Here is a 25575-nt window from a genome sequence, read left to right as displayed (position 1 = left end):
TCATTCTCGGGGTCGTCCGTCCTCGTCACCTGTGTCGAGGATGCCGGGCAGCGCCTGGAGGAAGGCGTCCACCTCGTCGTCGCGGAGGTTCAGCGGGGGCATGAGCCGTACGACGTCGGGGGCGGGCGCGTTCACCAGGAACCCGGCCTCCTGGGCCGCCGCCTGCGCCTGCGTGGCGTGCGGCCCGGTGAGCACGATACCCAGCAGCAGGCCCGCGCCCCGGACATGGTCGACCAGCGGGTGGTCCAGCGCCTCGATCCCGGCGCGCAGCGCCTCGCTCTGCCGCTTGGCGTTCGCGAGCAGGTCCTCGTCCTCGATGGTGTCGAGGACGGCGAGTCCGGCGGCGCAGGCGACCGGGTTGCCGCCGAAGGTGGTGCCGTGCTGGCCCGGCTGCAGCAGATCGGCGGCGCGGCCGAAGGCGACGGTGGCGCCCAGCGGCAGCCCGCCGCCGAGCCCCTTGGCGAGGGTGACGACGTCGGGCAGTACGCCCTCGTGCGCCTGGTAGGCGAACCAGTCCCCGGTGCGCCCGACCCCGGTCTGCACCTCGTCCAGCACCAGCAGCGCGCCGGTGGCGGCGGTGATGGCGCGGGCGGCCTTGAGGTAGCCGGGCGGGGGCACCACGACCCCGCTCTCGCCCTGGATCGGCTCGATGATCACGAGGGCGGTCTCGTCGGTGACGGCGGCGGCGAGCGCCTGCGGGTCGCCGTACGGTACGTGCGTGACGTCGCCGGGCAGCGGGCGGAACGGCTCCTGCTTGGCGGGCTGGCCGGTGAGGGCGAGGGCGCCCATGGTGCGGCCGTGGAAGCCGCCGCTGGTCGCCACCATGTGGGTGCGCCCGGTGAGCCGGCCGATCTTCAGCGCGCCCTCGTTGGCCTCGGCGCCGGAGTTGCAGAAGAACACCTTGCCGTCCCGGCCGAACAGCCGCAGCAGGCGCTCGGCGAGGGCGACGGGCGGCTCGGCGACGAACAGGTTGGAGACATGGCCGAGGGTGCCGATCTGCTCGCTCACCGCGCGGACGACCGCCGGGTGTGCGTGCCCGAGGGCGTTGACCGCGATACCTCCGACGAAGTCCAGGTAGCGCTTGCCGTCGGCGTCCCAGACGGCGGTTCCCTCGCCGCGTACGAGAGGGAGGCGCGGGGTGCCGTAGTTGTTCATGAGCGCGCCCTGCCAGCGCGCGGTCAGTTCCTCGTTGCTCATGACTCCCCCGGTGTGTCCGGCTCGTCGGGCACGACCATGGTGCCGATGCCCTCGTCGGTGAAGATCTCCAGCAGGATCGAGTGCTGGACGCGGCCGTCGATGACGCGGGCGGTACGCACGCCGTTGCGCACGGCGTGCAGGCAGCCCTCCATCTTGGGCACCATGCCCGAGGAGAGTTCGGGCAGCAGTTTCTCCAACTGGGTCGCGGTGAGGCGGCTGATCACCTCGTCGGAGTGCGGCCAGTCCTCGTAGAGGCCCTCGACGTCGGTGAGGACCATGAGGGTTTCGGCGCCCAGCGCAGCAGCGAGTGCCGCAGCCGCCGTATCAGCATTGACGTTGTAGACATGTCCGTCGTCCTGGGAGCGGGCGATCGAGGAGACGACCGGGATGCGGCCGTCGGCGAGCAGGGCCTCGATGGCGCCGGTGTCGATCTCGGTGATCTCGCCGACGCGTCCGATGTCGATGAGTTCGCCGTCGATCCTCGGCCGGTGCCGGGTCGCGGTGATGGTGTGGGCGTCCTCGCCGGTGAGGCCGACGGCGAGCGGTCCGTGCTGGTTGAGCAGGCCGACCAGCTCGCGCTGGACCTGCCCGGCGAGCACCATCCGTACGACGTCCATGGCGTCCTCGGTGGTGACGCGCAGGCCGGCCTTGAACTCGCTGACGATGCCGTGCCGGTCGAGCGCGGCGCTGATCTGGGGGCCGCCGCCGTGCACGACGACGGGCTTCAGGCCGGCGTGCCGCAGGAAGACGACGTCCTGGGCGAACGCGGCCTTGAGGCTCTCGTCGACCATGGCGTTGCCGCCGAACTTGATGACGACGGTGCGGCCGTGGTGGCGGGTGAGCCAGGGCAGCGCCTCGACGAGGGTCTGTGCCTTGGGCAGGGCGGTGTGCTTCCGCGTGGGCGTGCTCATGAGCTGTACGCGCTGTTCTCGTGGACGTAGTCCGCGGTCAGGTCGTTGGTCCAGATGGTGGCGGTCTCGGTGCCGGCGGCGAGGTCGGCCACGATGTGCACCTCGCGGTAGCGCATGTCGACCAGGTCGCGGTCCTCGCCGACCGAGCCGTCCTTGCAGACCCAGACGCCGTTGATGGCGACGTTGAGCCGGTCGGGCTCGAAGGCCGCCTTGGTGGTGCCGATGGCGGACAGGACGCGGCCCCAGTTGGGGTCCTCGCCGTGGAGGGCGCACTTGAGGAGGTTGTTGCGGGCGATGGACCGGCCGACCTCGACGGCGTCCTCCTCGCTGGCCGCGTTGATCACCTCGACCTTGATGTCCTTGCTGGCGCCCTCGGCGTCCCCGATGAGCTGGCGGCCGAGGTCGGCGCAGACCTCGCGGACGGCGTCGGCGAACGCGTCGTAGCCGGGCGTGACCCCGGAGGCGCCGGAGGAGAGCAGCAGGACGGTGTCGTTGGTGGACATGCAGCCGTCGGAGTCGACCCGGTCGAAGGTGACCCGGGTGGCGTCGCGCAGCGCCTTGTCCAGCTCGGCGGCTCCGAGGTCGGCGTCGGTGGTGAGGACGACCAGCATGGTGGCGAGGCCGGGGGCGAGCATGCCGGCGCCCTTGGCCATGCCGCCGACGGTCCAGCCGTCACGGGTGGCGACGGCCGTCTTGTGGTGGGTGTCGGTGGTCTTGATCGCGAGGGCGGCCTTCTCGCCGCCGTGCTCGCTCAAGGAGGCGGCGGCCTTCTCCACGCCGGGGAGCAGCTTGTCCATGGGCAGGGTCACGCCGATGAGGCCGGTGGAGCAGACGGCGACCTCGATGGCGCCGCGTCCGAGGACCTCGCCGACCTTCTCGGCGGTGGCGTGGGTGTCCTGGAAGCCCTGGGGGCCGGTGCAGGCGTTGGCGCCGCCGGAGTTGAGGACCACCGCGCTGATCTGGCCGCTCTTGAGGACCTGCTCCGACCACAGCACCGGGGCGGCCTTGACGCGGTTGGCGGTGAAGACGCCGGCGGCTGCTCGGCGGGGGCCGGTGTTGACCACGAGGGCCAGGTCGGGGTTGCCGTTCTGCTTGATCCCGGCGGCGATGCCCGCCGCGGTGAATCCCTTGGCCGCTGTGACGCTCAAGGCGCGACTCCGATCGTGGAAAGCCCGGTGGTCTCGTCGAGCCCGAGGGCGATGTTCATGCTCTGTACGGCACCGCCCGCGGTGCCCTTGGTCAGGTTGTCGATGGCGCTGATCACGATGACCCGGCCGGTCTCCTCGTCCATGGCGACCTGCACCTGGACGGCGTTGGAGCCGGTCACGGCGCCGGTGGCCGGCCACTGCCCCTCGGGCAGCAGCCGGACGAACGGCTCGTCGGCGTACGCCTTCTCGTAGACCGCGCGGACCGCCTCCGCGGTGACCCCGGCGCGCGCCTTGGCGCTGCACGTGGCGAGGATGCCGCGGGGCATGGGCGCGAGGGTCGGGGTGAAGGAGACGCTCACCCGCTCCCCGGCGGCCGCGCTGAGGTTCTGGATCATCTCGGGGGTGTGCCGGTGTCCGCCGCCGACGCCGTAGGGGGTCATGGAGCCCATGACCTCGCTGCCGAGCAGATGTGCCTTGGGCGCCTTGCCGGCCCCGGAGGTGCCGGAGGCGGCGACGATCACGGCCTCGGGCTCGGTGATCCCGGCGTCGTAGGCGGGGAAGAGGGCGAGGGAGACGGCGGTCGGGTAGCAGCCCGGTACCGCGATGCGCCTGGTGCCCTCCAACGCGGCGCGTGCGCCGGGGAGTTCGGGCAGACCGTAGGGCCAGGTGCCGGCGTGCGGGGAGCCGTAGAACCGCTCCCAGTCGGCGGGGTCCGTGAGCCGGAAGTCGGCGCCCAGGTCGATCACGAGCACGTCCGGGCCGAGCTGCTCGGCTACTGCGGCGGACTGCCCGTGGGGCAGCGCCAGGAACACCACGTCATGCCCGGCGAGCGCCTCGGCGGTCGTCTCCGCCAGCACCCGGTCGGCCAGCGGCGCGAGCTGCGGCTGCAGCTCCCCGAGCCGGCGCCCCGCGCTGGAGTGCCCGGTGAGCGTCCCGACCTCGACCCCGGCATGCCCGAGCAGCAGCCGCAGCAACTCCCCACCCGCATATCCGCTGGCCCCGGCCACCGCCACACGCACCACCATGCCGACCTCCTTCACCTGGCATGACTATACGTAGCTCCGCAGGTTTATGCAATCAGGTGTACGAAGGGGGGCTCGGGGGGTGGCTGCCACCGCCGGCTAGGACCGCGTCGCTCTCCCGCACTCGTCCCCTGCGGACCCGCCCCGCCCGAACGGCTCGGTGCGGTCGTACGGGTCGACCTCCCTGCCGGTCTCCTCCGCCCGGCGGTCCGGGCCGAAGGGTGGGACGAAGTAGCCCGTGGGGGTGCCACAGCCGCCGTTGGTCATGTCGTACTTGTACGAGACGATCGAGAACGTGCCCGGCTCGGTGATCACCTTGTCGGGGTCGTCCCAGCTCAGGACCAGCTCGCGCCGGACGATCGTGCGCACGATCTCGCCGTCGCCGCCCGTGCGGGCGACCGGGTAGACGAAGGTGACATCGGCCGTCACCCGGAGCGCGCCGCGCTCGCCCTCCCGGTAGCTGAGCCGGCCGCGCGTCTTCACGACGTCGCCGACCAGGTGGGCGCGGGAGGGCTGGAAGCGGCTGAAGAGGAGGAGGGGGTCGTGCTTCTCGCCCGGTGTCCGGAAAGCGGTTCTCAGCAGGTCCTGGACGTCCTTCTGGTGCGGGTTGATCAGTGCGATCGCCTTCTCGGGACGCTCACCCCGCAGCACCCCTCGGTCCAGGCTGGACGCGACGAGGAAGTCCCGGCTGCGGGCGAGGGCCCGCCCGACCTCGGCCGCGCTCATCCAGCCGACCGCCCGGGCCTTCGGCATGGTGATCCCCGCCGCTCCGCTCGCCCAGCTCGCCGCCGGTGAACCGCGGAACGGCTCCTCCGCGGTGGGGCGCTGGGCCGCCGACCGCGATGCGTCGGAACCGGTGACGAGGTCCACCACCCGGCCGGGTGCGAGTGCCACCACGAGCAGCGCCAGCACGGCCAGCAGTCCGACCACGTACCAGCCCGCGCGCCGCTTGGGCCGCGCGGGCGGATGACCGCGCCAGCTCTCTTGGCCCCGGTCGGGCTCCGCGCGCAGCCGCCTCGCCACCTCGCGGGCGCGCGCCGACGGCTCCTTGGGCGCGTCGGCGGTACCCGCGACCGACTCACGCAGAAACCGCTCCCACTCCTCGTCGGACCTGGACGAGCCGTCCGGCTCCGTACCCGCGCCCATTCCAACCCCCTGGCGATCGGTGAACCGCGACCCACTCCCCTGGGACGCGTCCGCATGATGACACAGAGCACCGACAGCGAGGCCGGGCCAACTGGCGGATTCACGTGCTGCCTTCACGCGGACAGCACCGCCATCACCCGGGGCGACACCACGATGCGCTCCCGCAGCCCTACAGGGGCGAGTACCTCCACCTCCGGGCCCAGGGGGACGCGGAGTGGGCCTGCCGGTGCCGGGTCAGGTCGCAATCGGCCGGGGGGTCGAACGTGTCGTCCAGGGGGTCCAGGGCGAGGAGCTGGCCGATCCGGTAGGTGCGGAGTTCGCCGTCGGTGAGTGCGACGACGTACCAGCGGCCAGCCTCGCGTACGAGGGCGAAGCGACCTGGTGGACCAGGTTCTTCGAGCATCTGTGATCAACCTCCGGATGCGCTCACGGACCCGCGCATAGGATCACCGCCATGGGACTGCGACCTGTGCACGTCAATATCAAGGCGGTTGACGCCCCGGCGGTCGGGAAGTTCTGGGCCGAGGCGCTGGGGTGGGATGCCTACAGTCCCGGTGTGACGACCTACGTCGGGCCTCCCGGTGGGCTCGTCTGGCCGGACCCCGTGGTTGTCGGTGTGGATGTCGTGCCCGTGCCGGGGGCCAAGACGGCGGCGAAGAATCGTACGCATCTCGATCTCGCCACGACCTCCCTGGAACACCAGGCGGAGTTGGTCGCGCGGTTGAAGGATCACGGCGCCACGGCGCTCGACATCGGGCAGGGGGATGTGCCGTGGGTGGTGCTCGCCGATCCCGAGGGGAACGAGTTCTGTGTGCTGGAACCTCGGGAGCGGTACCGGGACACCGGGCCGATCGCGGCGGTGGTCGTGGACTGTGTGGAGCCGCGGGCGATGGCCGGGTTCTGGGGTGAGGCGATGGGCTGGGCCGTGCACCGGGCGACCGACGACCTCGTGTTGCTGCGGTCGGCCAAGGGCACTGGTCCGTACATGGAGTTGTTCCGCTCGCCCGCAGCGGACACGGCGCCCGACCGCGTCCATCTCGACCTGCTCCCCGACCCCGGCGACGACAAGGCGGCGGAGGTCGCCCGGCTGAAAGCCCTCGGCGCCGCCGACCTCGACCTCGGTCAGGGAGACGTGCCGTGGACGTGCCTCACCGACCCGGAGGGCCACGAGTTCTGCGTGCTCGCGCTGCCCTGAGTCCTAGTCCTTCGCCGCCTCCACCAGCACGTCCGCCGACAGCAGCCCCAGCGTGTTGGAGGCGAGCGGGCTGTCGCCGGTGAGGAGTTTGCGGTCCTGGTGGGTCTGGCCGGTGATATCGGTGTTCAGGACGTCGATCCCCTGCTTCTCCAGCAGATCGGCGACCAGCCAGCGCAGCCGGCCGGGGAGGTAGCCCATCTGCAGGTTGGCGCCGGTGTCGAGGGAGTCGGGAAAGACGCAGAGGGAGTAGCCGTCGAAGGGCGACCTGTCCTTGCCCCGGGCTGCGGCGAGCAGTGCGGCCGGTCCGTGGCAGAGAGTGATGACGTACTTGTCGTTGGCGAGCGCCCAGTCCAGCGTCTTCGTCACGTCCTCGCTCTCCGCGAGCCCGATCACCGCGCCGTGCCCGCCGGGGATGAAGACGGCGAGGTAGTCCGACTCGGGCCCGAGCCTGTCCGCGACCACCTCGGAGAGCTTCAGCGGCTGCTTCAGCTTGGGCTTGATCGCCTCGTACGTCTCCCTGACGGCCTTGTCCTCCTCCGGCATGGCCCACAGCTCCAGCTTCACGGGGTTGCCGCTGAGGGTGGCCACGTCGACGTCGAAGCCCGCCTCCATCATGTGGTGCAGCGGGAGCAGCATCTCGACGGGATGGTTGCCGGTGGAGAAGAACTTGCCGTCCTCGGTGAGCAGATACCGCTCGTCCGTGCCGATCATCAGCACCTTCCACCGCCCGCCGGTGTAGGCGCCCTTGTGCTGGACTCCGTCGAAATCGGTCTTCGGCGCGGTGTACTTGCTCAGCGAGTACGGGGACGGGAAGAACGCGTTGTCCTCGGCGGGGTCCGGAGCCGGGTCCTTGCTCAGGTCGGGCGCGTCCGACATGGGAAACCTCCGTCTGGCTTGGGGAAACGTCCCTTTCTCCAACCTAGGCACCGCCTCGGCCACGCGCATGATGTGGCAGGCGTCGCCCCAGGGGGGCAGAGTGGCCGGGGGGAGCGCGCGTGGAGGAGACGGGATGCCTCAGCAGCCACCGGAAACCGCTCAGGAATTCGACTTCGTCGTCGTCGGCTCGGGCGCCGGCGGCGGCCCCCTGGCCGCCAACCTCGCCCTGGCCGGCCACCGGGTCCTGGTGCTGGAGGCGGGCGACGAACACGACTGCCCGTACTACTCGATCCCGATCATGCAGGCGTTCGCGAGCGAAGATCCCGACATGGCGTGGAGCTTCTTCGTACGCCACTGGGACGACCCGGCGACCCAGCGCGAGGACCGCAAGTTCACCGGCGCCGAGGACGGCGTGCTGTACCCCCGCGGCAGCTCGCTCGGCGGCAGTACCACGGTCAACGCGCTGATCATGCTGTTCCCGCAGGGCAAGGAATGGCGACGGCTGGTCGAGCTGACCGGTGACTCCGGGTGGGGCGAGGAGGCGATGCGTGAACGCTTCCGGCGCCTGGAGAACTGGCAGGGCCAGGACGCCGAGCCGCTCCCCGGCGAGACCCCGGCGGAGCGGGACGCCAGGTCCCGGCACGGCACGGAGGGCTGGCTCGGTACGACCCGCGCCGCACCCTCCCTCGCGTCCCGCGAACCCCGGTTCCTCGACATCATCGGCGCCGTCGAGCGCACCGCCCGCGACCGCTTCGGCATCCCCGAGGACGTGCCCCTCCCCCGCGACCCGAACGCGGCCGACACTCCGCCCGACTTCCAGGGCATGGCCTTCATCCCCCTCTCGGTCGACGGCGGCACCCGCAACGGCACCCGCGAGCGGCTGCTCGACGTCCGCCACCGGGTCGGAGACCTGCTGACCATCAGGACCAACACCCTCGTGACCCGCGTGCTGTTCGACGGCGACCGCGCGGTGGGCGTCGCGTACCGCGAGCAACACCGCGCGTACGGCGCCTCGTCGGACCGTCCGTGCCGGCTGCGGCCGGACGCGGCGGACCGGGACGAGGAGGCGGTGACCGAGGGGACGGCGTACGCCCGGAACGAGGTCGTCCTGGCCGGGGGCACCTACAACACCCCGCAGTTGCTCATGCTGTCCGGCATCGGACCCCGCGAGGAGCTGGAGCGGCTCGGCATCCCCGTACGCGTCGACGCACCCGGCGTGGGGCGCAATCTGCACGACCGGTACGAGGCCTCGGTTGTGGCCGAACTCGACCAGGACTACCCGGTGTTCGAGGGATCGTCGCTGGACGTCCCTCTTCCCGGTGAGAAACAGGACGAGTTGATCGGCGAGTGGTACGCCGACCGGGGCGGCCCCTACGGCACCAATGGCCAACTGGCCGCGATCATCGGCAAGTCGAGCGTCTCCGAGGGGGACTCCGACCTCATGCTGCTGGCGATGCCCCTCGACTTCCACGGCTACTACCCCGGTTACGCCGAGGACGGCACCCACGGCCGGGACCGGCTGGGTGTGGTGGTGCTCAAGGGCCACACCAGGAACCGGGGCGGCTCGGTGACCCTGCGGTCCACCGACCCCACCGAGCCGCCCGAGATCCGGTTCCACTACTTCTCCGAGGGCACGCCCGGCTGGGAGGAGGATCTGGACGGCCTGGTGGACGGGTTGCGGATCGCCCGCGATGTGATCGGCAACGCCTCGGACGCGGGCGTGAAGGGCGAGTTGGTCCCGGGGCCCGAGGTCCGGACCGACGACCAGCTCAAGGAGTGGGCGCGGACCCAGTCCTGGGGGCATCACGCGTGCGGCACCGCCAGGATCGGCACGCAGGACGATCGACTGGCGGTGCTGGACGGTGACTTCCGGATGCGCGGAGTGGAGGGGCTGCGGGTGGTGGACGCGTCGGTGTTCCCCGACATCCCCGGCCTGTTCATCGCCTCCGCGGTCTGTCTGGTCAGCGAGAAGGCGAGTGAGACGCTGCTGGCGGAGTATCCGGCGCCATGACCTCGGCCTCGCCGAACCACCTGGACAGATGGGCGAGCAGCTCCTCCTGACTCTCCCCCGCCCAGGCGACATGTCCGTCCGGACGCAGCAGCACGGCGGGTACGTCGAGTTCGTCGCTGACGTCGACGACACGGTCCACGCGGTCCGCCCAGCCCTCGACCGAGAGGCGGCCGGTCTGGTCGAGGAGCAGGCCGCGGGCGCTGTGGGTGTGCTCGTAGAGGCGTCCCTGCCTGAGCTTGACGTCTCGCAGCCGCCGGCCGAGGAGTTCGTGGCCCTCGCCGAGGTCGTAGCGGATGTCGACGGCGGTGATCATGCCGGTGATGTAGCGGTTGACCTCCTCGAAGTCCATGAGGCGGGCGAAGAGTTCGCGCAGTGCGGTGGCGCCGGGGTCGGTACCGAGGAGGGTCATCGCGGCGCGGGTGGTCTCCAGGACGCGGGCACCTACCGGGTGACGTTCGGCGTGGTAGCTGTCGAGCAGGCCGTCCGGGGCCCAGCCGTGCACCTCGGCGGCGAGCTTCCAGCCGAGGTTGAACGCGTCCTGCACACCGAGGTTGAGTCCCTGGCCACCGGCCGGCGGATGGATGTGCGCCGCGTCACCAGCCAGCAGGACCCGGCCGACGCGGTAACGCTCGGCCTGCCGGGTGGCGTCGCCGAAGCGGGACAGCCAACGGGGCGAGTGCACGCCGAAGTCGGTGCCGGCGACCGCCCGCAACTGCTGCCGGAACTCCGCGAGCGTCGGGGCCGCACGGTCCTCGGAGACGCCGTCGGCGGGGACGATGACGCGGTACACCCCCTTCTGGCCGTCCACGTCGGGCGAGAGACCGAACCGCAACTGCGTCTTGCGGACCTCCTCCACGACCGCGGCGATGGTCGCCGGGTCCTCGGTGGCCTCCATGTCGCCGAGCAGCGTCTCGACCGAGGCGGGCTCACCGGGGAAGCCGACGCCGAGCAGCTTGCGCACCGTGCTGCGGCCGCCGTCGCAGCCGACGGCGTAGCGGGCGCGGAGGTCGGTACCGTCGGCCAGGCCCACGGTGACCCCGTCCGCGTCCTGGCTCAGCGCGACCACCTCCTGGCCGCGCCGGATCTCGGCGCCGAGTTCGCGGGCCCACGCGCCGAGCAGCCGCTCGGTGACCGCCTGCGGGGTGGCGAGGCCGTACGGGTGGGCCGTGTCCAGCCGGTCCGGCCACGGCTTCATGATGCCGCCGAACAGCCCGCCGACCTGGAACTTCTCGCTCTCCGCGAGGAACCTGTCCAGCAGGCCCCGCTGGTCCATCACCTCGACGCTGCGCGCGTGCAGGCCGCGTCCGCGGGACTGGCTGCTCGGCTCGGCCAGCCTCTCCAGCACGACCACACCCACTCCGGCCAGCCGCAGCTCCCCGGCCAGCATCAGCCCGGTCGGCCCGCCGCCGACCACGATCACATCGGTCATCTACCCGCCCCATCAACGAAATTGCCCGTCGGCCGACAGACAGGGGCAAACTCCGCGAGCGCCCCATTTCCGTCACTCCCGACCGCGGCCGCCCATTCTGCGACACCCGGGGGGCCTTGCCGCAAGGCCCCCTGTGCGCTATATCTTGAAAGTGGCAAGGAGCGTCCGACCTCCTTGCCTTTGTTGTATTTCCGGGGGAGAGCAGAGCCGGGGTGGCCTTGCGCGAGTTCATCTACCTGTCCGACGCCAAGCTGCGCCAATTCATCCCGCACCCGCGCCGACTCCGGCGTCCCGGCGCCCTCCGCCTGACCACGCCCGTCGGCGGGATCGACCTCGATGCCCCAGCGGGCGACGCGGACAGCGCACGCGACCGGCAACTGGCCCAGGTGGTCGAGCACCTCGCGGAATCCGCGCGCTGGTTCGCCGAGCCGGATCTCCGGCCCGGCGGGTGGGTGTGGTTCGAGGCCCCGCTGCTCTACGTCACGCTCCGACGGGCCAACCGCGACCTGGTCCTCTTCACCGATCCCGCTCCCGGCGCCGACCCGCAGTACCCGGCGCCCGACTGCCGCCTGCTCCTGCACGGCTCGGCCCGCCATCTGCTGGGCGTGACCCCGGTCCCGGTCGAGGGCCCGCCCCTGACGGCCATCGACGAGAGCTCCAGTGCGTGCACCACCTTCGTCACGGACGCCGGCGAAGTCGTGCGCACCCTCACCGGCGCCGGTGACCCGGCGCCTCCGGGCGCCCGGGGCGTACGCGACCTTCTCGCCGCCCTCGACGCGGCCCAGCCCGACATCCCCACCGCGGCCTGGACCCACGGCTACGCCCGCGTCACCGCGCCCCTGCCGGCGACCGCCACCTCACCCCGGTGTCTGGTGGCGAGCCCCCTGACGGTGGAGTACGCGCCGTAGCCACCCGACAGAATCGGGCACGCATTGTCGGGTCCCGGGTCCCCCCGCGCGCCTAGCGTTCCCGGTGTCAGAAGGAAGGGAACGGGTGTGCTGGAGCGGCTGAACCAGGCGATGGAGCGGATCGAGCTGGGGCTCGGCGAGGGCGTCGACGCGGAGGAGCTGGCGCGGGTCGCCGGGACCTCGGTGTATCACCTGCGGCGGATGTTCTCCGCGCTGGCCGGGATGCCGTTGTCGGAGTACGTGCGGCGCAGACGGCTGACGCTCGCGGCGGCGGAGGTGGTCGCCGGGCGGGAGACGCTGCTCGACATCGCGGTCCGCCACGGGTACGGGTCGGGCGAGGCGTTCGCCAGGGCGTTCCGGGCGATGCACGGTGTCGGCCCGAGCGAGGCCCGGCGGGCCGGTGTCACGCTCAGCTCCCAGCCCCGGATGTCCTTCCGCCTCGTCGTCGAAGGGAACAGCGACATGCGACACCGGATCGAGCGGAAGCAGGCGTTCGGCGTGGTCGGGTACAAGGCGCGGGTGCCGTTGGTGCACGCGGGGCCGAACCAGGCGATCATCGACTTCGTCCGGGGGATCGGCCGGGAGGATCTGGAGCGGCTGGCGAAGCTGTCGGACCAGGAGCCGGAGGGGGTCGTCGCGGTCTGCGACGACCTGGACCCGAGCCGGGCCGAGGGCACGGAACTCGACTACTACCAGGGTGTGGTCACCTCCGCCCCCGCCCCGGAGGGCCTCGACACGCTGGCCGTCCCGGCCGGCACCTGGGCGGTGTTCACGGCCTCCGGGCCGATGCCGCTCGCGGTCCAGACGCTGTGGCGGGACGTGTTCACCCAGTGGTTCCCGTCCAACCCGTACGCGAGCCGCCCCGGCCCGGAGATCCTGCGCGTCCGGCCGGCCGGGGACGGGAGCGAGGCGGACGCGGAGCTGTGGCTGCCGGTGGAGGGGACGGGCCGGTGACCCGGTGAGGGACGGATCGTAAGCTCGGAGCATGGATGTGTGGGTGCCGTACCTGATCTTGTGCGGTGGGCTGGCGGTGGTGCTGGGGGCACTGGCCTGGCTGGCTGGGTACGTGCGGCGGCGTGGTGGCGCCGGGGGCGTGCTGGCCGCGTACGAGGAGGCGTTCCGGGCGACCAGCCATGCCGCGCATCAGGAGATCCGGGCGGAGGCCGAGCGGAAGACTCCGGCGGACTCGCCCGACGGACCGTTCCGGAGGACGCGGTGACGGGCGGCGGGTGGTGGACGGTGGCCGACACGCTCCAGTTCCTCGCCGGGCGGTGGCGGGTCACCCGTACCGTGCGGGATCTCGCGGGCGCGGACGAGGGGCACTTCGCGGGGCACACCGACTTCCGGCTGCTGGACGGCGGGCTGCTGCACGAGGAGGCCGGGGAGTTCACCTGGCAGGGGGTGACGCGGCCCGCCACGCGGACGCTGCGTTTCATGGCGGGCGCCGAGCCGGGCACGGCGGACGTGCGGTTCGCGGACGGACGGCCTTTCCACGACCTGGATCTGCGCAGCGGGCGGCACATCGCCGGGCACCCCTGCGCGGCCGACTTCTACCGGGGCGAGTTCACCGTGACCGACGCCGACCACTGGCGTTCGGTGTGGCGGGTCGGCGGCCCGAAGAAGGATCTCGTGCTCACCACGGACTACGTGCGCGAGGGCTGAGGGGCCACCGCGTCCAGGCGGAGGGTCCAGCGGCCCGCGCGTCCGGCGACGGTGATCGTGGAGAGCGGGCGTACGTCGATGCTCCAGAAGGCGGACGGCGGCGCCTGGAGGGCGTAGACGAGGGCCGCGCGGATCACGGCCGGCTCGGCCACCGCGACGATCCGGGCGTGGTCGTCGCCGGGCCGGGTGTCGAGCCAGCCACCGACCCGTGAGATGAAGGCGAGCATCGACTCGCCGCCGTGCGGGCTGGCCCTCGGGTCGGCGAGCCAGGCGTCCACCGCCTGCGGTTCGCGGGCCATGGCCTCGGCCAGGGTCAGCCCCCGCCAGCGCCCCATGTCGCAGTCACGAAGGGCGAGTTGGGCGAGCGGGGCGTAGCCGAGCGCGTCGCCGGTGGCGCGGCTGCGCGGGGTCGGGGAGCAGTAGCGCAACTCGGCGGCCGCGAGCGGCAGCAGATACCCGACGACGCGCTGCACCTCGTCCCAGCCCGCCTGGTCAAGCGGCCGGTCGTCCTGGAACCGCTCCGCGTGCGACGGGGAACCGTGCGCTGCGGCCACGAACGTCACCCGAAGTGGCATGCCGTGATGGTGATCCCCGTACGGGGGCCGGTCAAGAGCCCTCACCCCGGCCGCTGTGAGGGTGACCGGAAAACACTGCCCTTGCTGTCTCAACGTCCCTATTTCGACGGTGACTTGAGTGAGTTCACCGCATTTCGTCCCACGCCGACCGCAGGCGCCGCACCCCCTCCGCGATCTCCCCCGTACTCGCGACCGCGGCGAAGCTCAGCCGGATGTGCGACGCCGGGGGCTCGGCACTGAAGTAGGCCCGGCCGGGGGTGATGGAGATACCGGCACGGAGGGCGGCGGCGGTCAGCGCGGACTCCCGGACCCCCTCGGGCAGCCGGAGCCAGAGGTGGAAGCCGCCGAACGGGATGTGCGGCAGGGCGAGTTCGGGCAGGTGCAGACCGAGCGCCCCGGTCATCGCCTCGCGCCTCACCGTCAACTCGTCCGACAGCGACCGCAGATGGCGCGGCCACGCCGGTGAGCCGACAAGTTCGAGTGCCGCCTCCTGGAGCGGCCGGGGTACGAAGAAGCTGTCCACGACCTGGATGGCGCGCAGGCGTTCCAGCACCGGCCCGCGCGCGGCGAGGGCGCTCACCCGGAAGCTGGGCGAGGTCGCCTTGGTGAGCGAGCCGACGTGCACGACGACGCCGTCCGCGTCGTCCGCCGCCAGCGGCCGGGGCAGCGGGGGCGCGTCGGCGTGCGCGAGACGGCGTACGAAGTCGTCCTCGATGACGAAGGCGCCCGAGGCGCGGGCGATGCGCAGCACCTCGGCACGCCGGTCTGGGGCGAGCACGGCGCCGGTCGGGTTCTGGAACAGGGGCTGGCACACGAAGACCCGGGCGCCGGTGGCGCGGAAGGCGTCGGCCAGCAGGTCGGGGCGTACGCCGTCGGCGTCGACCGGCACCGGTACGGGCCTCAGGCCGGCCGCGCGGGCGAGGTCCAGCATGCCGGGGTAGGTGGGCGACTCGACCAGGACCGGCGCGCCGGGCGGGGCGAGCGCGCGCAGTGCGGTGGCCAGCGCGGACTGGCCGCCGGCCGCGACGAGCACCTCGGCGGCGGTGACGGACCCGCCGATACCGCGCGCGAACCACTCCCGCAGCTCGGGCAGCCCCTCCAGCGGCGGCCTCCCCCAGGCGCCGGGCCGCCGTCCGGCGCGGGCGAGCGCGGCGGCCATGGCCTGCTCGGGCTGGAGGCAGGGATGCGGGTAGCCACCGCTCAGCTCCAGCACGCCGGGCGGCGGCGCGGGCAGCGAGACCATCACCCCGGAGGCGTCCACGGTGCGGGGTACGACGTCACCGGCGGCGTCGGCGCTCAGCGCGACCTCCTGCCATGAGGTGTCCCCGGCGGGCGGGGTCGCGGCGCGCGGCCCGGCCCGGAAGGCGCCCGCGCCGGGCCGGGTGACGACCAGACCCTCGGCGGCGAGCTGGGCCAGCGCACGGGAGACGGTCACCGGGCTGACCCGGAACCGCTCGACCAGCGCACGGCTGGACGGGAGCTTTCCACCAGGTGAGTAGCGGTCCAGCTCCCTCCGCAACTGTTCTGCCAGCTCCCGCACACTGCTACGCTCGTTCATGAGAGCACAGAGTAGCGCTACCGATACGACCGCGATAACAGTCACCGCGCCCCGCGAGCCCCTTCTCGTCGGCACCGGCCAGGCGGCCCTCGGTGTCGTCGCGTTCTCCCTCACCTTCCCCGCCACCGCCTGGGGCCTGGAGAGCTTCGGGCCCTGGTCGCTCGTGGCGGTCCGGGGCGTCCTCGCGGCCCTCGTCGCGGGCTCCTGCCTGCTCCTCCTGCGGGTGCCGCTGCCCGCCGCCCGCCATCTGCCGGGCCTCGCCATGGTCGGGATCGGCACGGTGCTCGGCTTCCCGCTGCTGACCACGCTGGCGCTCCAGACCTCCACCACCGCGCACGCGGCCGTCGTCGTGGGTCTGTTGCCCCTGACCACCGCCGCGGTGTCCGCCCTGCGCACCGGCGTACGCCCCTCCCGCCGGTTCTGGACGGCCGCGCTGGTCGGCGCGGCGGCCGTGGTCGCGTTCACGGTCACCCAGAGCGGCGGCGCCCTGACCAGGGCGGACGCCTATCTTTTCGCGGCCCTGCTGGTGTGCGCGGCCGGATACACCGAGGGCGGGCGCCTCGCCCGGGTGATGCCGGGCTGGCAGGTCATCGGCTGGGCGCTGGTGCTGTGCCTGCCGCTGAGCGCGCTCGGCACCGCCCTGGCGCTCGGCCACGAGCCGGTACGGCTCACCGCGCACGGGATCGCCGGGGTGCTGTGGGTCGCGGTGGGCTCGCAGTTCCTCGGGCTGCTCCTCTGGTACCGGGGCATGGCCGCCGTCGGCATCCCGCGGGCCAGCCAGTTGCAGTTGGCTCAACCCCTGCTCACACTGGTGTGGTCGGCACTGCTACTGGGCGAGCACGTCCCCGCGGCCGCACCGCTGACCGCGCTCGCCGTGCTCGTGTGCATCGCCGTCACCCAACGGTCGTGACCGTGAGGAGGGCCTGACAATGCGCGCGTCCAAGGGCGACCACCTTGTCCAGCACGGACGAGTGGTCGGCCAACACGATCAGGTCACCGAAGTGGTCGAAGTGATCGGCGAGGAGGGCGAACCGCCCTACCGCGTCCGCTTCGAGGACGGGCATGAGGCCATCATGTCGCCCGGCCCGGACTGTCAGGTCCGCCACCACGAGGACGAGACGAACTAGCCGAAGCAGCAACGGGGTCAGCGCGGGGGTCTCGCCGGCCGGCGGTAGTGGTCGGCGACCACCCGTGCCATCGCGCCCAGCGGATCGCGGGCCACCTCCTGGGCGGCGAAGAACACATGCCCGCGCACCTGCGGATATTCGGCGGCCAGGGTGAGATGCCGGGACAGTTCGGCGGGGTCCTGCCAGGCGGGGGGCTGCCCCGCCGCGCCCGCCTTGTACAGCGCCTCCCCCACGTACAGCCGGGTCCGGGTGCCCGCGGCCTGCGCCGCCCACCAGTCGAGGAGCCGGGCGTAGTCGGCGGCCGGGAAGCCGATGTTCCAGTAGATCTGCGGGACGATGTAGTCGATCCAGTGCTCGCGGACCCACTTACGGGTGTCCGCGTACAGGTCGTCGTAGGTCTGCACGCCCGCCTGGGTGTCGGAGCCGCGCGGGTCGATGGTCGCGTTGCGCCAGACGCCGAAGGGGCTGATCCCGAAGCGGGTGCCGGGCCGCACCCGCCGGATGCCCGCCGCGACCGCCCGCACCAGCCGGTCGATGTTGTCGCGCCGCCAGGCGGCCCGGTCGTCGAAGCCGCCCCCGTACGCGTCGTAGGCGGCGGCGTCGTCGAAGGTCTGCCCGGCGACCGGGTACGGGTAGAAGTAGTCGTCGAAGTGGACGGCGTCCACCGGGTACTCGGCTACCGCGTCCAGGATCGCCGCCCGGACGAAGCGCCGGACCTCGGGCAGGCCGGGGTTGTAGTACAGCTTGCCGCCGTAGGGCACGACCCACTCCGGGTGGAGCCGGGCCGGGTGGTCCGGGGTGAGCCGGCCGGGGTCGGTGTGGTTGGCGATGCGGTACGGGTTGAACCAGGCGTGCAGTTCGAGGTCCCGGGCATGGGCCTCGCGCACGGCGGTGCCCAGCGGGTCCCAGCCGGGGTCGCGGCCCTGGGTGCCGGTGAGGTACTCCGACCAGGGCTCGTACGGGGAGGGCCACAACGCGTCCGCGGTGGGGCGCACCTGGAAGATCACGGTGTTCAGCCGGTCCGCCGCCGCCCGGTCGAGGTGGGCGATCAGTTCGGCCCGCTGCTCCTCGGGTGGGAGCCCCGGCCGCGAGGGCCAGTCCCGGTTGGCTACGGTGGCGAGCCAGACCCCCCGCATCTCCCGGCGGTGCTGACCGATGGCGTACGCCGGGGTGCTCCCGGCCGTCGTCAGAGCGGCCAGCGCGCCGAGCGCGAGCGTCCGCCGCGAGACGGCCGCCACCCCCGAACGCACCCCGGACACCGCGCGAGCCACCATCGGTACCTCCCATACGCTCCGAGTCCGTCCCGTGACGGATCGTCCCGGAGGCACGGCTTGTCCCTACCCCGTCGATCGATCATCGATACTTGGCGGTAACGTGCACGATCGGAGCAGGCACCGAAACCCGGACGCCCTGCACGAGCCGGAGAACCAGCGAAGGGGACGATGTGACGGACTTCCGAGCCGGAGACATCTCGCGCGTCGGAGTCGTGGGCTGCGGCCAGATGGGCGCGGGCATCGCCGAGGTGTGCGCACGCGCGGGACTGGACGTGAGGGTCGCCGAGACCACCGGCGACGCCCTGGAGTACGGCCGCACCCGGCTGCACAACTCCCTGGCCAAGGCGGCCGAGCGCGGCAAGATCAGCGAGGAGGAGCGCGACGCGGCCCTCTCCCGGCTGAGCTTCACCACCGACCTGGGCGAGTTCGCCGACCGCGATCTGGTGATCGAGGCCGTGGTGGAGAACGAGCAGGTGAAGACGGAGATCTTCCAGGTGCTCGACCAGGTGGTGACCCGCCCGGACGCGATCCTGGCCTCCAACACCTCCTCCATCCCCCTGGTCAAGCTGGCGGTCGCCACCTCGCGCCCCGACCACGTGATCGGCATCCACTTCTTCAACCCGGCCCCGGTGCAGAACCTGGTCGAGCTGATCCCGGCCCTCACCACCTCCGAGGGCACGCTCAGCCGGGCGCAGATCTTCGCCGAGAAGACGCTGGGCAAGCACGCCATCCGCGCGCAGGACCGCTCCGGCTTCGTCGTCAACGCGCTGCTGGTGCCGTACCTCCTCTCCGCGATCCGTATGTTCGAGTCCGGGATCGCCAGCCGCGAGGACATCGACAACGGCATGGAGATGGGCTGTGCCCACCCGATGGGCCCCCTGAAGCTCTCCGACCTCATCGGCCTGGACACGATCGTCTCGATCGCCAACTCCATGTACGCCGAGTACAAGGAGCCCCTGTACGCCGCTCCCCCGCTGCTCCAGCGCATGGTCGAGGCGGGCCGGCTGGGCCGGAAGTCGGGCTCGGGCTTCTACTCGTACTGAGCACACACGTGTTGATCGCACACGTGTTGATCGCACATGGACCCGGCGCCCTTATGGGTGCCGGGTCCATGTGTTTCACACTCCGTGTGCGCCGGGGGCTCGCATATGCCGTTCGCACACGCTCCCCACGGGCCCACCAGGGCGGTTGACTCTGCATGCGCATGCAAGGGATGCGGAGTCGTCCCGTCCGACCACGGAAAGGAGTGGACCCGTGACCGTCGAACCGGAGCAGGCCGTGGTTCACGGAGAACTGGCCGAGTTACGCCGCCGCCTCGATGTCGCCTACGCGCGCGTCGAAGGCGGGCTGGCACTGCTCAGTCACCGTACCGAGGAGACCGCCAAGGAGCTGGATGAGCTGAACTCCCGGGTGAAGTCCCTCGAACACGCCCGTTGGCCACTGACCTCGGTCGCCGCGCTCACCGCCCTGGGGGCGCTCGCCGTCGCCGTCTGGCAGGCGCTGGCTCACTGACCGTCGGCGAGCCGGAGATGGTGCAGCAGGAGTAACGCGGCCGCCATGTTGGCGGCCGGGACCTCCCCACGGGCGATCATGTCGGGGACGAGCTTGAGCGGGACCCACTCACGGCGGTCCGACTCGAAGTCGTCCACGGGATGACCGGTGTACTCACCCTGCTCGGACCAGTACACGTGGTGCCGGGCGTCGGTGAGGCCGTTGGACGGCTCCACACTCATCAGGTGGTGCAGAGGCCCCGGCCGCCAGCCGGTCTCCTCCTCCAGCTCCCGCGCGGCCGCGGTCATGATGTCCTCGCCGTCCTCCACGACCCCCGCGGCCAGTTCCCAGCCCCAACTGTCGGTGATGAAGCGGTGCCGCCACAGCAGCAGGACCTCGTTGGCCTCGTTGACCACCGTGGCGACGGCGACCGGCCGGAGCCGGATCAAGAAGTGGTCCAGATGTGAGCCGTTGGGCAGCTCGACATCCGCCAGATTGACGCTGAACCAGCGATTCGCGTACACAGTTTGTTCGTTCTGTTTCGTCCACTGCACGGTTCTGCCACCTTCCGCCGAGTAAGTGGCAATATCGCAGCAGGGGCTATTCCCGGCCTACAGGGCGCTCGCATCGGCGGCGCGCGCCCCCCCGTCCGTTACAGCGGGACGCGCAGCGCGCCATCGATCAGTTCCGCCGCGTCCGCGGTGCCGGCCGAGCCGCAGCGCACCAGGTACTCGCGGACCGCCCGGAGCCGGTCGCGCAGCCGCTGGGACTCCATGCCGCGCGCCTGCTCGGCCATCTGCACGGCCGTCGCCACCGCCTTGTCGGCGTTGCCCTGCCGCAGCTCGATCGTGCTCAGCATCGCCAGCCGGTGCACCCGACCCCGGTCGTGCGCCGGGGTGTCCACGGCCGCCGCCGCGTGCTCCCGCGCGGCCGACAGCTCCCCGAGACTCAGCAGCGCCTCGGCCACCTGGACGTTCACCAGCCCCGGCTGGACGTACCCCGTCTCGTCGGGCTCGGTGCCCGGCCGGATCTGCCCGGCCGCCGACTCCGCCCGCCGGATGCAGGACAGCGCGCCGCCCCCGTCGCCGAGGTGCGCGTACGCCTTGGCCTGCATCGCGTACAGGTCGGAGGCGAGCGCGGGGGTGATGTGGCGGCCTGCCGTACGCAGCGCGGCCTCGGCGAAGGCGACCGCCTGCCGGTACTCCCGCATGAACAGCGACTGGTTGACCAGCAGCGCTATCACGTACGCGCCGAGCCCCCGGTCCCCGCTCGCCTTCGCCAGCCGCAGCGCCTGGTGGAAGTAGCGCTGGGCCAGGCCGTGCGCGTCGGAGTCGTAGGCGCAGATGCCCGCGATGGCCACCAATCCGCCGGTGGCACGGTGCAGTTGGCGGCCGGTGTCGTCGGGATAGCTGCCGCGCAGCAGGGGCGCGGCCTCGGCGTTGAGGAAGCCGACGATGCGGGTGCGGGTGGCCACCCCGCCCGTCTTCCGGTACATCTGCTCGTAGTGGGCGCGGGCCGCCCGCAACGTGCCGATGTCCGCCTCGGTGACCCGCAGTTGTCCGCCGCGCGAGACGTCGACGTCCTCTGGCGGGTTCTCCCACTCCCACACCGGCATCACCGCGGGCGTACCGGTGACCGCGGGGGCGCCCAGGACGTGCGGGCGCTGCTGTTCGTCCGAGCGCCACAGCGCGGTGGCCCGCTCCACGAAGCCGGAGAGCGAGCCGGCGTGCACGGTGGCCGGTTCACCCGGTACGCCGAGACCGATGTCGTCCAGCGTGACCGGGCGCCGTAACCGTCCCGCGAGCACCTCGCAGATCAGGTCCGGCACCTGGCCTCTCGGCCGCTGGCCCTTCAGCCACCGGGCGACGGCGGTGTGTTCGTATCTGAGGGCGAGTCCCCGGCGGCGGCCCGCCTGGTTGACGTGGGCGGCGAGCCCGGCGTGCGAGATCCCCGCCTCGTCCAGGATCGCGTCGAGCAGAGTGTTGGGCTGCATGGTGGCCCCCCGAGTGGCGTGGTGCCGTAAGCGTAGTGCGAACGGGTTCACACGGGGTGTGAACGGAGTACGCGCATCCGCGCCCCGCGCGCACTGTCCGGCGCGCGGGCCGTACCGCTTCACTGGGTCCCCCGCCTCACCAGAGGCGGGCCGGGCCGCCCGCTCCCCCTCACAAGGCGGCGGTCCGGCCGAGCGCCCCCGGGCGTCGGGCGGAGCCCCGCACTTTCGCCGCCGCGCGGAACCGGTACCGCGTCGCCGGTACGGCCCTCGGGCCACCGGCCCCGCGTTCGCGCGGCGGCGGCCGGGCACCCGGCCCGGCGGGCGCCGGGAACGGCGCCGGCCGGCCACGGATCGAGTCCGTGACCGGCCGGTGCCTTCAGGCTTTCGCGGGGGTCAGCCGCGCAGCTCCGCGCCCGTGCGCTCGTTCGCCAGGGCGATCGCGGCGTCCCGCGCGGCGGACGCCTCGTCCACGGTCAGCGTGCGGTCGCCGGCCCGGAAGCGCAGCGCGTACGCCAGGGACTTGCGGCCCTCGCCGAGCTGCTCCGGGTTCTCGTACACGTCGAACAGCCGGATGGACTCCAGCAGTTCGCCCGCGCCCTCGCGCAGCGCGGCCTCGACCTCGGCGGCGGGCACCGGCTTGTCGACGACCAGCGCGACGTCCTGCGTGGCGACCGGGAAGGTGGAGATGCCGGGCGCCTGCGGGGTGTCGTCGCCGGCCCGCTCCAGGGCGTCCAGGTCGACCTCCATCGCCGAGGTGCGCTCGGGCAGGCCGAGGGCCTTGAGTACGCGCGGGTGCAGTTCGCCCGCGTGGCCGACGACGCGCTCGGCGCCGTCCACCACGACGGCCAGCTCGGCGCAGCGGCCGGGATGCCAGGGGCCGTACTGGGCCTTGCGCACGATCAGCTCGGCACCCGCCTCGTGGGCGACGGTCCGCGCGGCCTCGATGGCGTCGGCCCAGTCGGCCGGGCGGCCCTTGCCCCACCAGCCGGCCTGCTCGCGGGCGCCGGTGAGGACGGCGGCCACATGGCGCGGCTGCTCGGGCAGCACCGCGTCCAGGCGGGCGATCTCCTCGTCGGTGGGACGGCGGTCGACGGGCAGGTGCCCGGCGACGGCGGCCGCCTCGCGCGGCAGGAAGACCAGGCCGGTCTCGAAGAGCGCCAGGTCGTGCGAGCCCCGGCCGTCGTTGCGGCGCAGGGCGCCCAGCAGGCCGGGCAGCAGCGTGGTGCGGAGCGCGGGCTCCTCGTCGCTGAGCGGGTTGGCGAGCTTGACGACGCGGCGGGCCGGGTCGTCGGCGTCCAGCCCGAGCTGGTCGAAGACCTGCTCCGCGACGAACGGGTAGTTCGGCGCCTCGACGTAGCCCGCGCCGGCCAGGGCGCGGCCGATCCGGCGGTGCAACCGCTGACGGTGGGTCAGACCGCGGCCGGAGGGGGGCTTGGGCAGCGTGGAGGGCAGGTTCTCGTAGCCCTCCAGCCGGATGACCTCCTCGGCGAGGTCGTTGGGCTCGGTGAGGTCGGGCCGCCAGGACGGGGCGGTGACGATCAGCTCGTCCTGCCCGTACACGTCGCAGCCGATCTCCTGGAGGCGGCGGACGACGGTCTCGCGGCCGTAGGTGACGCCCGCGACCTTGTCCGGGTGGTCGGCCGGGATGGCGATCGTGCGCGGCGCGGACGGCGCGATGATCTCGGTGACGCCGGCCTCGGCGGTGCCGCCCGCGAGCAGGACCAGCAGGTCCACGGTGCGCTGCGCGGCAGCGGCGGCGGCCTCGGGGTCGACACCTCGCTCGTAGCGGCGGGACGCCTCCGAGGACAGCTTGTGCCGGCGGGCCGTACGCGCGACGGAGACGGCGTTGAAGTGGGCGGCCTCCACCACGACGTCCGAGGTGGAGCGCTCGGTGTCGTCGTGGTCGGCGATCTCCGTGTTGGCGCCGCCCATGACACCGGCCAGGCCGATGGGGCCACGCTCGTCGGTGATGACGAGGTCCTCGGCGTGCAGCGTGCGCTCGACCCCGTCGAGGGTGCGCAGCTTCTCGCCCTCCTCGGCGCGGCGGACCCCGATGGCGCCCTGGAGCGAGCTGCGGTCGTAGGCGTGGAGGGGCTGGCCCAGCTCCATCATCACGTAGTTGGTGACGTCCACGGCCAGCGAGACCGGGCGCATGCCGACCTTCTGCAGGCGGCGGCGCAGCCAGATCGGGGACCGCGCCTCGGGGCTCAGACCGGTGACGGTGCGGGCGGTGAAGCGGTCGCAGCCCATCGGGTCGGAGACCTTCACCGGGTAGCCGTAGGCGTTCGGCGCGGGCACGTCGATGAGGGCTGGGTCGCGCAGCGGCAGGCCGTAGGCGATGGCGGTCTCGCGGGCGACGCCGCGGATGGACAGGCAGTCGCCGCGGTTGGCGGTGACGGCGATGTCCAGGACCTCGTCGACGAGCTCCAGCAGCTCGATGGCGTCCTTGCCGGTCTCGGTCTCCGGCGGCAGCACGATGATGCCGTGGGTGCCGTCGTCGCCCATGCCCAGCTCGTCGGTGGAGCAGATCATGCCGTGCGAGGTCTTGCCGTACGTCTTGCGGGCGGCGATGGCGAAGTCGCCGGGCAGCACCGCGCCGGGCAGGACCACGACCACCTTGTCGCCGACGGAGAAGTTGCGGGCACCGCAGACGATCTCCTGCGGCTCACCGGTGCCGTTGGCGGTGCCGACGTCGACCGTGCAGAAGCGGATCGGCTTCTTGAAGCCCTCCAGCTCCTCGATGGTCAGCACCTGGCCGACGACGAGGGGGCCCTTGAGGCCGGCGCCGAGCTGCTCGACGGTCTCTACCTCGAGGCCGGAGTCGATGAGCTTGGCCTGCACGTCACGGCCGGTCTCGGGCTCCGGCAGGTCGACGTACTCCCGCAGCCAGGAAAGCGGGACACGCATCAGATCTCCATCCCGAACGGCCGGGTGAACCGGACGTCACCCTCGACCATGTCTCGCATGTCTTCGACGTTGTGGCGGAACATCAGCATCCGCTCGATGCCGAACCCGAAGGCGAACCCGCTGTACTTCTCCGGGTCGACGCCGCAGGCGGCCAGCACCTTGGGGTTGACCATGCCGCAGCCGCCCAGCTCGATCCAGCCCTCGCTGGAGCAGGTGCGGCAGGGCCGGTCGGGGTTGCCGACGGACGCGCCACGGCAGACGTAGCACACCATGTCCATCTCGGCGGACGGCTCGGTGAACGGGAAGAAGTTCGGCCGCAGCCGGGTCTTCATGTCCGGGCCGAACAGCGACTGGACCATGTGGTCCAGGGTGCCCTTGAGGTCGGCCATGGTCAGGCCCTCGTCCACGGCGAGCAGCTCGACCTGGTGGAAGACCGGGGTGTGCGTGGCGTCCAGCTCGTCGGTGCGGTACACGCGGCCGGGGCAGATCACGTAGACCGGCGGCTTGCGGTCCAGCAGGGAGCGGATCTGCACGGGCGAGGTGTGGGTGCGCAGGACGACGCCGGAGTCGGTGCCGCCTTTCTCGTCCCGTACGAAGAAGGTGTCGGCCTCGCCGCGCGCCGGGTGGTCCGGGCCGATGTTGAGCGCGTCGAAGTTGAACCACTCCGCCTCGGCCTCGGGGCCCTCGGCGACCTCGTAGCCCATGGCCACGAAGACGTCCTCGATGCGCTCCGAGAGCGTGGTCAGCGGGTGCCGGGCACCGGCGGGGACGCGGTCGTACGGCAGCGTGACGTCGACGTCCTCCTCGACCAGCACGCGGGCGTCCCGCTCGGCCTCCAGCTCCACCTGGCGGGCGGCCAGCGCCTTGTTCACCGCGCCGCGGGCCATGCCGACGCGCTTGCCGGCGTCGGCCTTGGCGTGCGGGGGCAGGGCGCCGATCTCGCGGTTGGCGAGGGACAGCGGGGAGGCCGGTCCGGTGTGGGCGATCTTGGCCTCGTGGAGCGCGTCGAGGGAGTCCGCGGCACGGAAGGCGGCGAGCGCCTCGTCCCGCATACGCTCGATCTCTTCCGGTTTCAACGCCTCGACCTCGACAGGGTCGTACGACTTATTCGGTGCCGACATCTCTTCCCGTGCTTCCGATTGGCT

At 72.3% G+C, this 25575-nt stretch carries 25 protein-coding genes; 10 read left to right on the top strand and 15 right to left on the bottom strand.

The genetic code is table 11. The features are described from left to right. From OG448_RS25020 to OG448_RS24995, 6 genes are all read right to left on the bottom strand, one after another. Positions 1 to 1197: an acetylornithine transaminase gene (locus tag OG448_RS25020; protein ID WP_405557034.1), complete on the bottom strand. Its 1197-nt coding sequence runs from the start codon at positions 1195 to 1197 to the stop codon at positions 1 to 3. Next, entirely contained in the window at positions 1194 to 2108 is a 915-nt protein-coding gene (argB, locus tag OG448_RS25015) for an acetylglutamate kinase (protein ID WP_405557032.1), read from the bottom strand. Before argB ends, OG448_RS25020 begins: the two co-directional genes overlap by 4 nt. After that, complete coding sequence (argJ, locus tag OG448_RS25010; RefSeq protein WP_405557030.1) at positions 2105 to 3256, bottom strand: bifunctional glutamate N-acetyltransferase/amino-acid acetyltransferase ArgJ; 1152 nt, start codon at positions 3254 to 3256, stop codon at positions 2105 to 2107. Before argJ ends, argB begins: the two co-directional genes overlap by 4 nt. Continuing rightward, positions 3253 to 4281, bottom strand: a complete 1029-nt coding sequence (gene argC, locus OG448_RS25005; protein WP_405557028.1) for an N-acetyl-gamma-glutamyl-phosphate reductase — start codon at positions 4279 to 4281, stop codon at positions 3253 to 3255. Before argC ends, argJ begins: the two co-directional genes overlap by 4 nt. A gap of 96 nt (positions 4282 to 4377) precedes the next feature. Then, positions 4378 to 5424: a hypothetical protein gene (locus tag OG448_RS25000; protein ID WP_405557026.1), complete on the bottom strand. Its 1047-nt coding sequence runs from the start codon at positions 5422 to 5424 to the stop codon at positions 4378 to 4380. Between the two features lie 169 nt (positions 5425 to 5593). Next, a complete protein-coding gene (locus tag OG448_RS24995) occupies positions 5594 to 5827 on the bottom strand; it encodes a WYL domain-containing protein (RefSeq protein WP_405557024.1) in 234 nt (77 codons plus the stop codon). A gap of 51 nt (positions 5828 to 5878) precedes the next feature. Between OG448_RS24995 and OG448_RS24990 the strand changes: the two genes are divergently transcribed. Beyond that, positions 5879 to 6619: a VOC family protein gene (locus OG448_RS24990; protein ID WP_405557022.1), complete on the top strand. Its 741-nt coding sequence runs from the start codon at positions 5879 to 5881 to the stop codon at positions 6617 to 6619. 3 nt (positions 6620 to 6622) lie between these two features. On the opposite strand, the gene hchA is transcribed toward OG448_RS24990, so the two are convergent. Continuing rightward, positions 6623 to 7495 carry a glyoxalase III HchA gene (gene hchA / locus OG448_RS24985; protein ID WP_405557020.1) on the bottom strand — a complete coding sequence of 291 codons (873 nt, stop codon included), beginning with the start codon at positions 7493 to 7495 and terminating at the stop codon, positions 6623 to 6625. Positions 7496 to 7628: 133 nt separating this feature from the next. Here hchA and OG448_RS24980 point away from each other — a divergent pair, with 133 nt between their 5' ends. Further along, on the top strand, positions 7629 to 9506 hold the full coding sequence (locus OG448_RS24980) for a GMC family oxidoreductase (protein ID WP_405557018.1): 1878 nt from the start codon (positions 7629 to 7631) through the stop codon (positions 9504 to 9506). On the opposite strand, the gene rox is transcribed toward OG448_RS24980, so the two are convergent. After that, positions 9457 to 10935 (bottom strand): rifampin monooxygenase, encoded by a 1479-nt coding sequence (gene rox, locus OG448_RS24975; protein ID WP_405557016.1) that lies wholly within the window; start codon positions 10933 to 10935, stop codon positions 9457 to 9459. The two genes, OG448_RS24980 and rox, sit on opposite strands and share 50 nt — an antisense overlap. Positions 10936 to 11147: 212 nt before the next feature. Here rox and OG448_RS24970 point away from each other — a divergent pair, with 212 nt between their 5' ends. The 4 genes from OG448_RS24970 to OG448_RS24955 all read left to right on the top strand — a co-directional run bounded on the left by OG448_RS24970 (position 11148) and on the right by OG448_RS24955 (position 13505). Beyond that, positions 11148 to 11843: an SAVMC3_10250 family protein gene (locus OG448_RS24970; protein WP_405557014.1), complete on the top strand. Its 696-nt coding sequence runs from the start codon at positions 11148 to 11150 to the stop codon at positions 11841 to 11843. An 87-nt stretch (positions 11844 to 11930) separates the two neighbouring features. After that, positions 11931 to 12797, top strand: coding sequence for a GyrI-like domain-containing protein (locus tag OG448_RS24965; RefSeq protein WP_405557012.1), 867 nt, complete (start codon positions 11931 to 11933; stop codon positions 12795 to 12797). Between the two features lie 31 nt (positions 12798 to 12828). After that, the gene (locus OG448_RS24960) at positions 12829 to 13062 is read left to right on the top strand and encodes a hypothetical protein (protein WP_405557010.1); all 234 of its coding nucleotides are present in this window, start codon (positions 12829 to 12831) and stop codon (positions 13060 to 13062) included. Positions 13063 to 13082: 20 nt separating this feature from the next. Continuing rightward, positions 13083 to 13505, top strand: coding sequence for a DUF6314 family protein (locus tag OG448_RS24955; RefSeq protein WP_405557009.1), 423 nt, complete (start codon positions 13083 to 13085; stop codon positions 13503 to 13505). On the opposite strand, the gene OG448_RS24950 is transcribed toward OG448_RS24955, so the two are convergent. Together OG448_RS24950 and OG448_RS24945 are read right to left on the bottom strand one after the other, a co-directional pair. After that, entirely contained in the window at positions 13487 to 14080 is a 594-nt protein-coding gene (locus OG448_RS24950; protein ID WP_405557007.1) for a histidine phosphatase family protein, read from the bottom strand. The two genes, OG448_RS24955 and OG448_RS24950, sit on opposite strands and share 19 nt — an antisense overlap. Before the next feature lie 124 nt (positions 14081 to 14204). Beyond that, positions 14205 to 15638 carry a PLP-dependent aminotransferase family protein gene (locus tag OG448_RS24945; protein WP_405557005.1) on the bottom strand — a complete coding sequence of 478 codons (1434 nt, stop codon included), beginning with the start codon at positions 15636 to 15638 and terminating at the stop codon, positions 14205 to 14207. On the opposite strand from OG448_RS24945, the gene OG448_RS24940 reads away from it, so the two are divergent. Next, a complete protein-coding gene (locus OG448_RS24940; RefSeq protein WP_391299889.1) occupies positions 15637 to 16548 on the top strand; it encodes an EamA family transporter in 912 nt (303 codons plus the stop codon). The genes OG448_RS24945 and OG448_RS24940 overlap by 2 nt on opposite strands. A 19-nt stretch (positions 16549 to 16567) precedes the next feature. Then, a complete protein-coding gene (locus OG448_RS24935) occupies positions 16568 to 16765 on the top strand; it encodes a DUF1918 domain-containing protein (RefSeq protein WP_217460848.1) in 198 nt (65 codons plus the stop codon). Positions 16766 to 16782: 17 nt separating this feature from the next. Here OG448_RS24935 and OG448_RS24930 read toward each other — a convergent pair whose 3' ends face one another. Continuing rightward, on the bottom strand, positions 16783 to 18039 hold the full coding sequence (locus OG448_RS24930; protein ID WP_405557003.1) for a glycoside hydrolase family 10 protein: 1257 nt from the start codon (positions 18037 to 18039) through the stop codon (positions 16783 to 16785). Positions 18040 to 18209: 170 nt separating this feature from the next. Here OG448_RS24930 and OG448_RS24925 point away from each other — a divergent pair, with 170 nt between their 5' ends. Then, positions 18210 to 19082, top strand: a complete 873-nt coding sequence (locus tag OG448_RS24925) for a 3-hydroxybutyryl-CoA dehydrogenase (RefSeq protein ID WP_399572508.1) — start codon at positions 18210 to 18212, stop codon at positions 19080 to 19082. Between the two features lie 211 nt (positions 19083 to 19293). After that, a complete protein-coding gene (locus OG448_RS24920; RefSeq protein WP_030812856.1) occupies positions 19294 to 19551 on the top strand; it encodes a hypothetical protein in 258 nt (85 codons plus the stop codon). Here OG448_RS24920 and OG448_RS24915 read toward each other — a convergent pair. The 4 genes from OG448_RS24915 to pheS all read right to left on the bottom strand — a co-directional run bounded on the left by OG448_RS24915 (position 19545) and on the right by pheS (position 25551). Further along, positions 19545 to 20084 carry an NUDIX hydrolase gene (locus OG448_RS24915; RefSeq protein ID WP_393596441.1) on the bottom strand — a complete coding sequence of 180 codons (540 nt, stop codon included), beginning with the start codon at positions 20082 to 20084 and terminating at the stop codon, positions 19545 to 19547. The two genes, OG448_RS24920 and OG448_RS24915, sit on opposite strands and share 7 nt — an antisense overlap. Positions 20085 to 20182: 98 nt before the next feature. Next, complete coding sequence (locus OG448_RS24910) at positions 20183 to 21523, bottom strand: transcriptional regulator (RefSeq protein WP_405557002.1); 1341 nt, start codon at positions 21521 to 21523, stop codon at positions 20183 to 20185. A 393-nt stretch (positions 21524 to 21916) separates the two neighbouring features. Further along, the gene (pheT, locus tag OG448_RS24905; RefSeq protein ID WP_405557000.1) at positions 21917 to 24430 is read right to left on the bottom strand and encodes a phenylalanine--tRNA ligase subunit beta; all 2514 of its coding nucleotides are present in this window, start codon (positions 24428 to 24430) and stop codon (positions 21917 to 21919) included. After that, positions 24430 to 25551: a phenylalanine--tRNA ligase subunit alpha gene (gene pheS, locus OG448_RS24900; protein WP_405556998.1), complete on the bottom strand. Its 1122-nt coding sequence runs from the start codon at positions 25549 to 25551 to the stop codon at positions 24430 to 24432. The genes pheT and pheS overlap by 1 nt, the downstream gene beginning before the upstream one ends. Positions 25552 to 25575: the final 24 nt, after the last annotated feature.

The organism is Streptomyces sp. NBC_01171 (assembly GCF_045039805.1).
Lineage (GTDB): Bacteria > Actinomycetota > Actinomycetes > Streptomycetales > Streptomycetaceae > Streptomyces.
Note: the sequence above shows the minus strand (reverse complement) of the source record. Positions and strands in the feature narration are given on the sequence as shown.

Coding starts and splice junctions, on each gene's coding strand:
- OG448_RS25020 (WP_405557034.1), bottom strand. CDS start 1,197: ATGAGCAACGAGGAACTGACCGCGCGCTGGCAGGGCGCGCTCATGAAC.
- argB (WP_405557032.1), bottom strand. CDS start 2,108: ATGAGCACGCCCACGCGGAAGCACACCGCCCTGCCCAAGGCACAGACC.
- argC (WP_405557028.1), bottom strand. CDS start 4,281: ATGGTGGTGCGTGTGGCGGTGGCCGGGGCCAGCGGATATGCGGGTGGG.
- OG448_RS25000 (WP_405557026.1), bottom strand. CDS start 5,424: ATGGGCGCGGGTACGGAGCCGGACGGCTCGTCCAGGTCCGACGAGGAG.
- OG448_RS24995 (WP_405557024.1), bottom strand. CDS start 5,827: ATGCTCGAAGAACCTGGTCCACCAGGTCGCTTCGCCCTCGTACGCGAG.
- OG448_RS24990 (WP_405557022.1), top strand. CDS start 5,879: ATGGGACTGCGACCTGTGCACGTCAATATCAAGGCGGTTGACGCCCCG.
- hchA (WP_405557020.1), bottom strand. CDS start 7,495: ATGTCGGACGCGCCCGACCTGAGCAAGGACCCGGCTCCGGACCCCGCC.
- OG448_RS24980 (WP_405557018.1), top strand. CDS start 7,629: ATGCCTCAGCAGCCACCGGAAACCGCTCAGGAATTCGACTTCGTCGTC.
- rox (WP_405557016.1), bottom strand. CDS start 10,935: ATGACCGATGTGATCGTGGTCGGCGGCGGGCCGACCGGGCTGATGCTG.
- OG448_RS24960 (WP_405557010.1), top strand. CDS start 12,829: ATGGATGTGTGGGTGCCGTACCTGATCTTGTGCGGTGGGCTGGCGGTG.
- OG448_RS24950 (WP_405557007.1), bottom strand. CDS start 14,080: ATGCCACTTCGGGTGACGTTCGTGGCCGCAGCGCACGGTTCCCCGTCG.
- OG448_RS24940 (WP_391299889.1), top strand. CDS start 15,637: ATGAGAGCACAGAGTAGCGCTACCGATACGACCGCGATAACAGTCACC.
- OG448_RS24945 (WP_405557005.1), bottom strand. CDS start 15,638: ATGAACGAGCGTAGCAGTGTGCGGGAGCTGGCAGAACAGTTGCGGAGG.
- OG448_RS24935 (WP_217460848.1), top strand. CDS start 16,568: ATGCGCGCGTCCAAGGGCGACCACCTTGTCCAGCACGGACGAGTGGTC.
- OG448_RS24930 (WP_405557003.1), bottom strand. CDS start 18,039: ATGGTGGCTCGCGCGGTGTCCGGGGTGCGTTCGGGGGTGGCGGCCGTC.
- OG448_RS24910 (WP_405557002.1), bottom strand. CDS start 21,523: ATGCAGCCCAACACTCTGCTCGACGCGATCCTGGACGAGGCGGGGATC.
- pheT (WP_405557000.1), bottom strand. CDS start 24,430: ATGCGTGTCCCGCTTTCCTGGCTGCGGGAGTACGTCGACCTGCCGGAG.
- pheS (WP_405556998.1), bottom strand. CDS start 25,551: ATGTCGGCACCGAATAAGTCGTACGACCCTGTCGAGGTCGAGGCGTTG.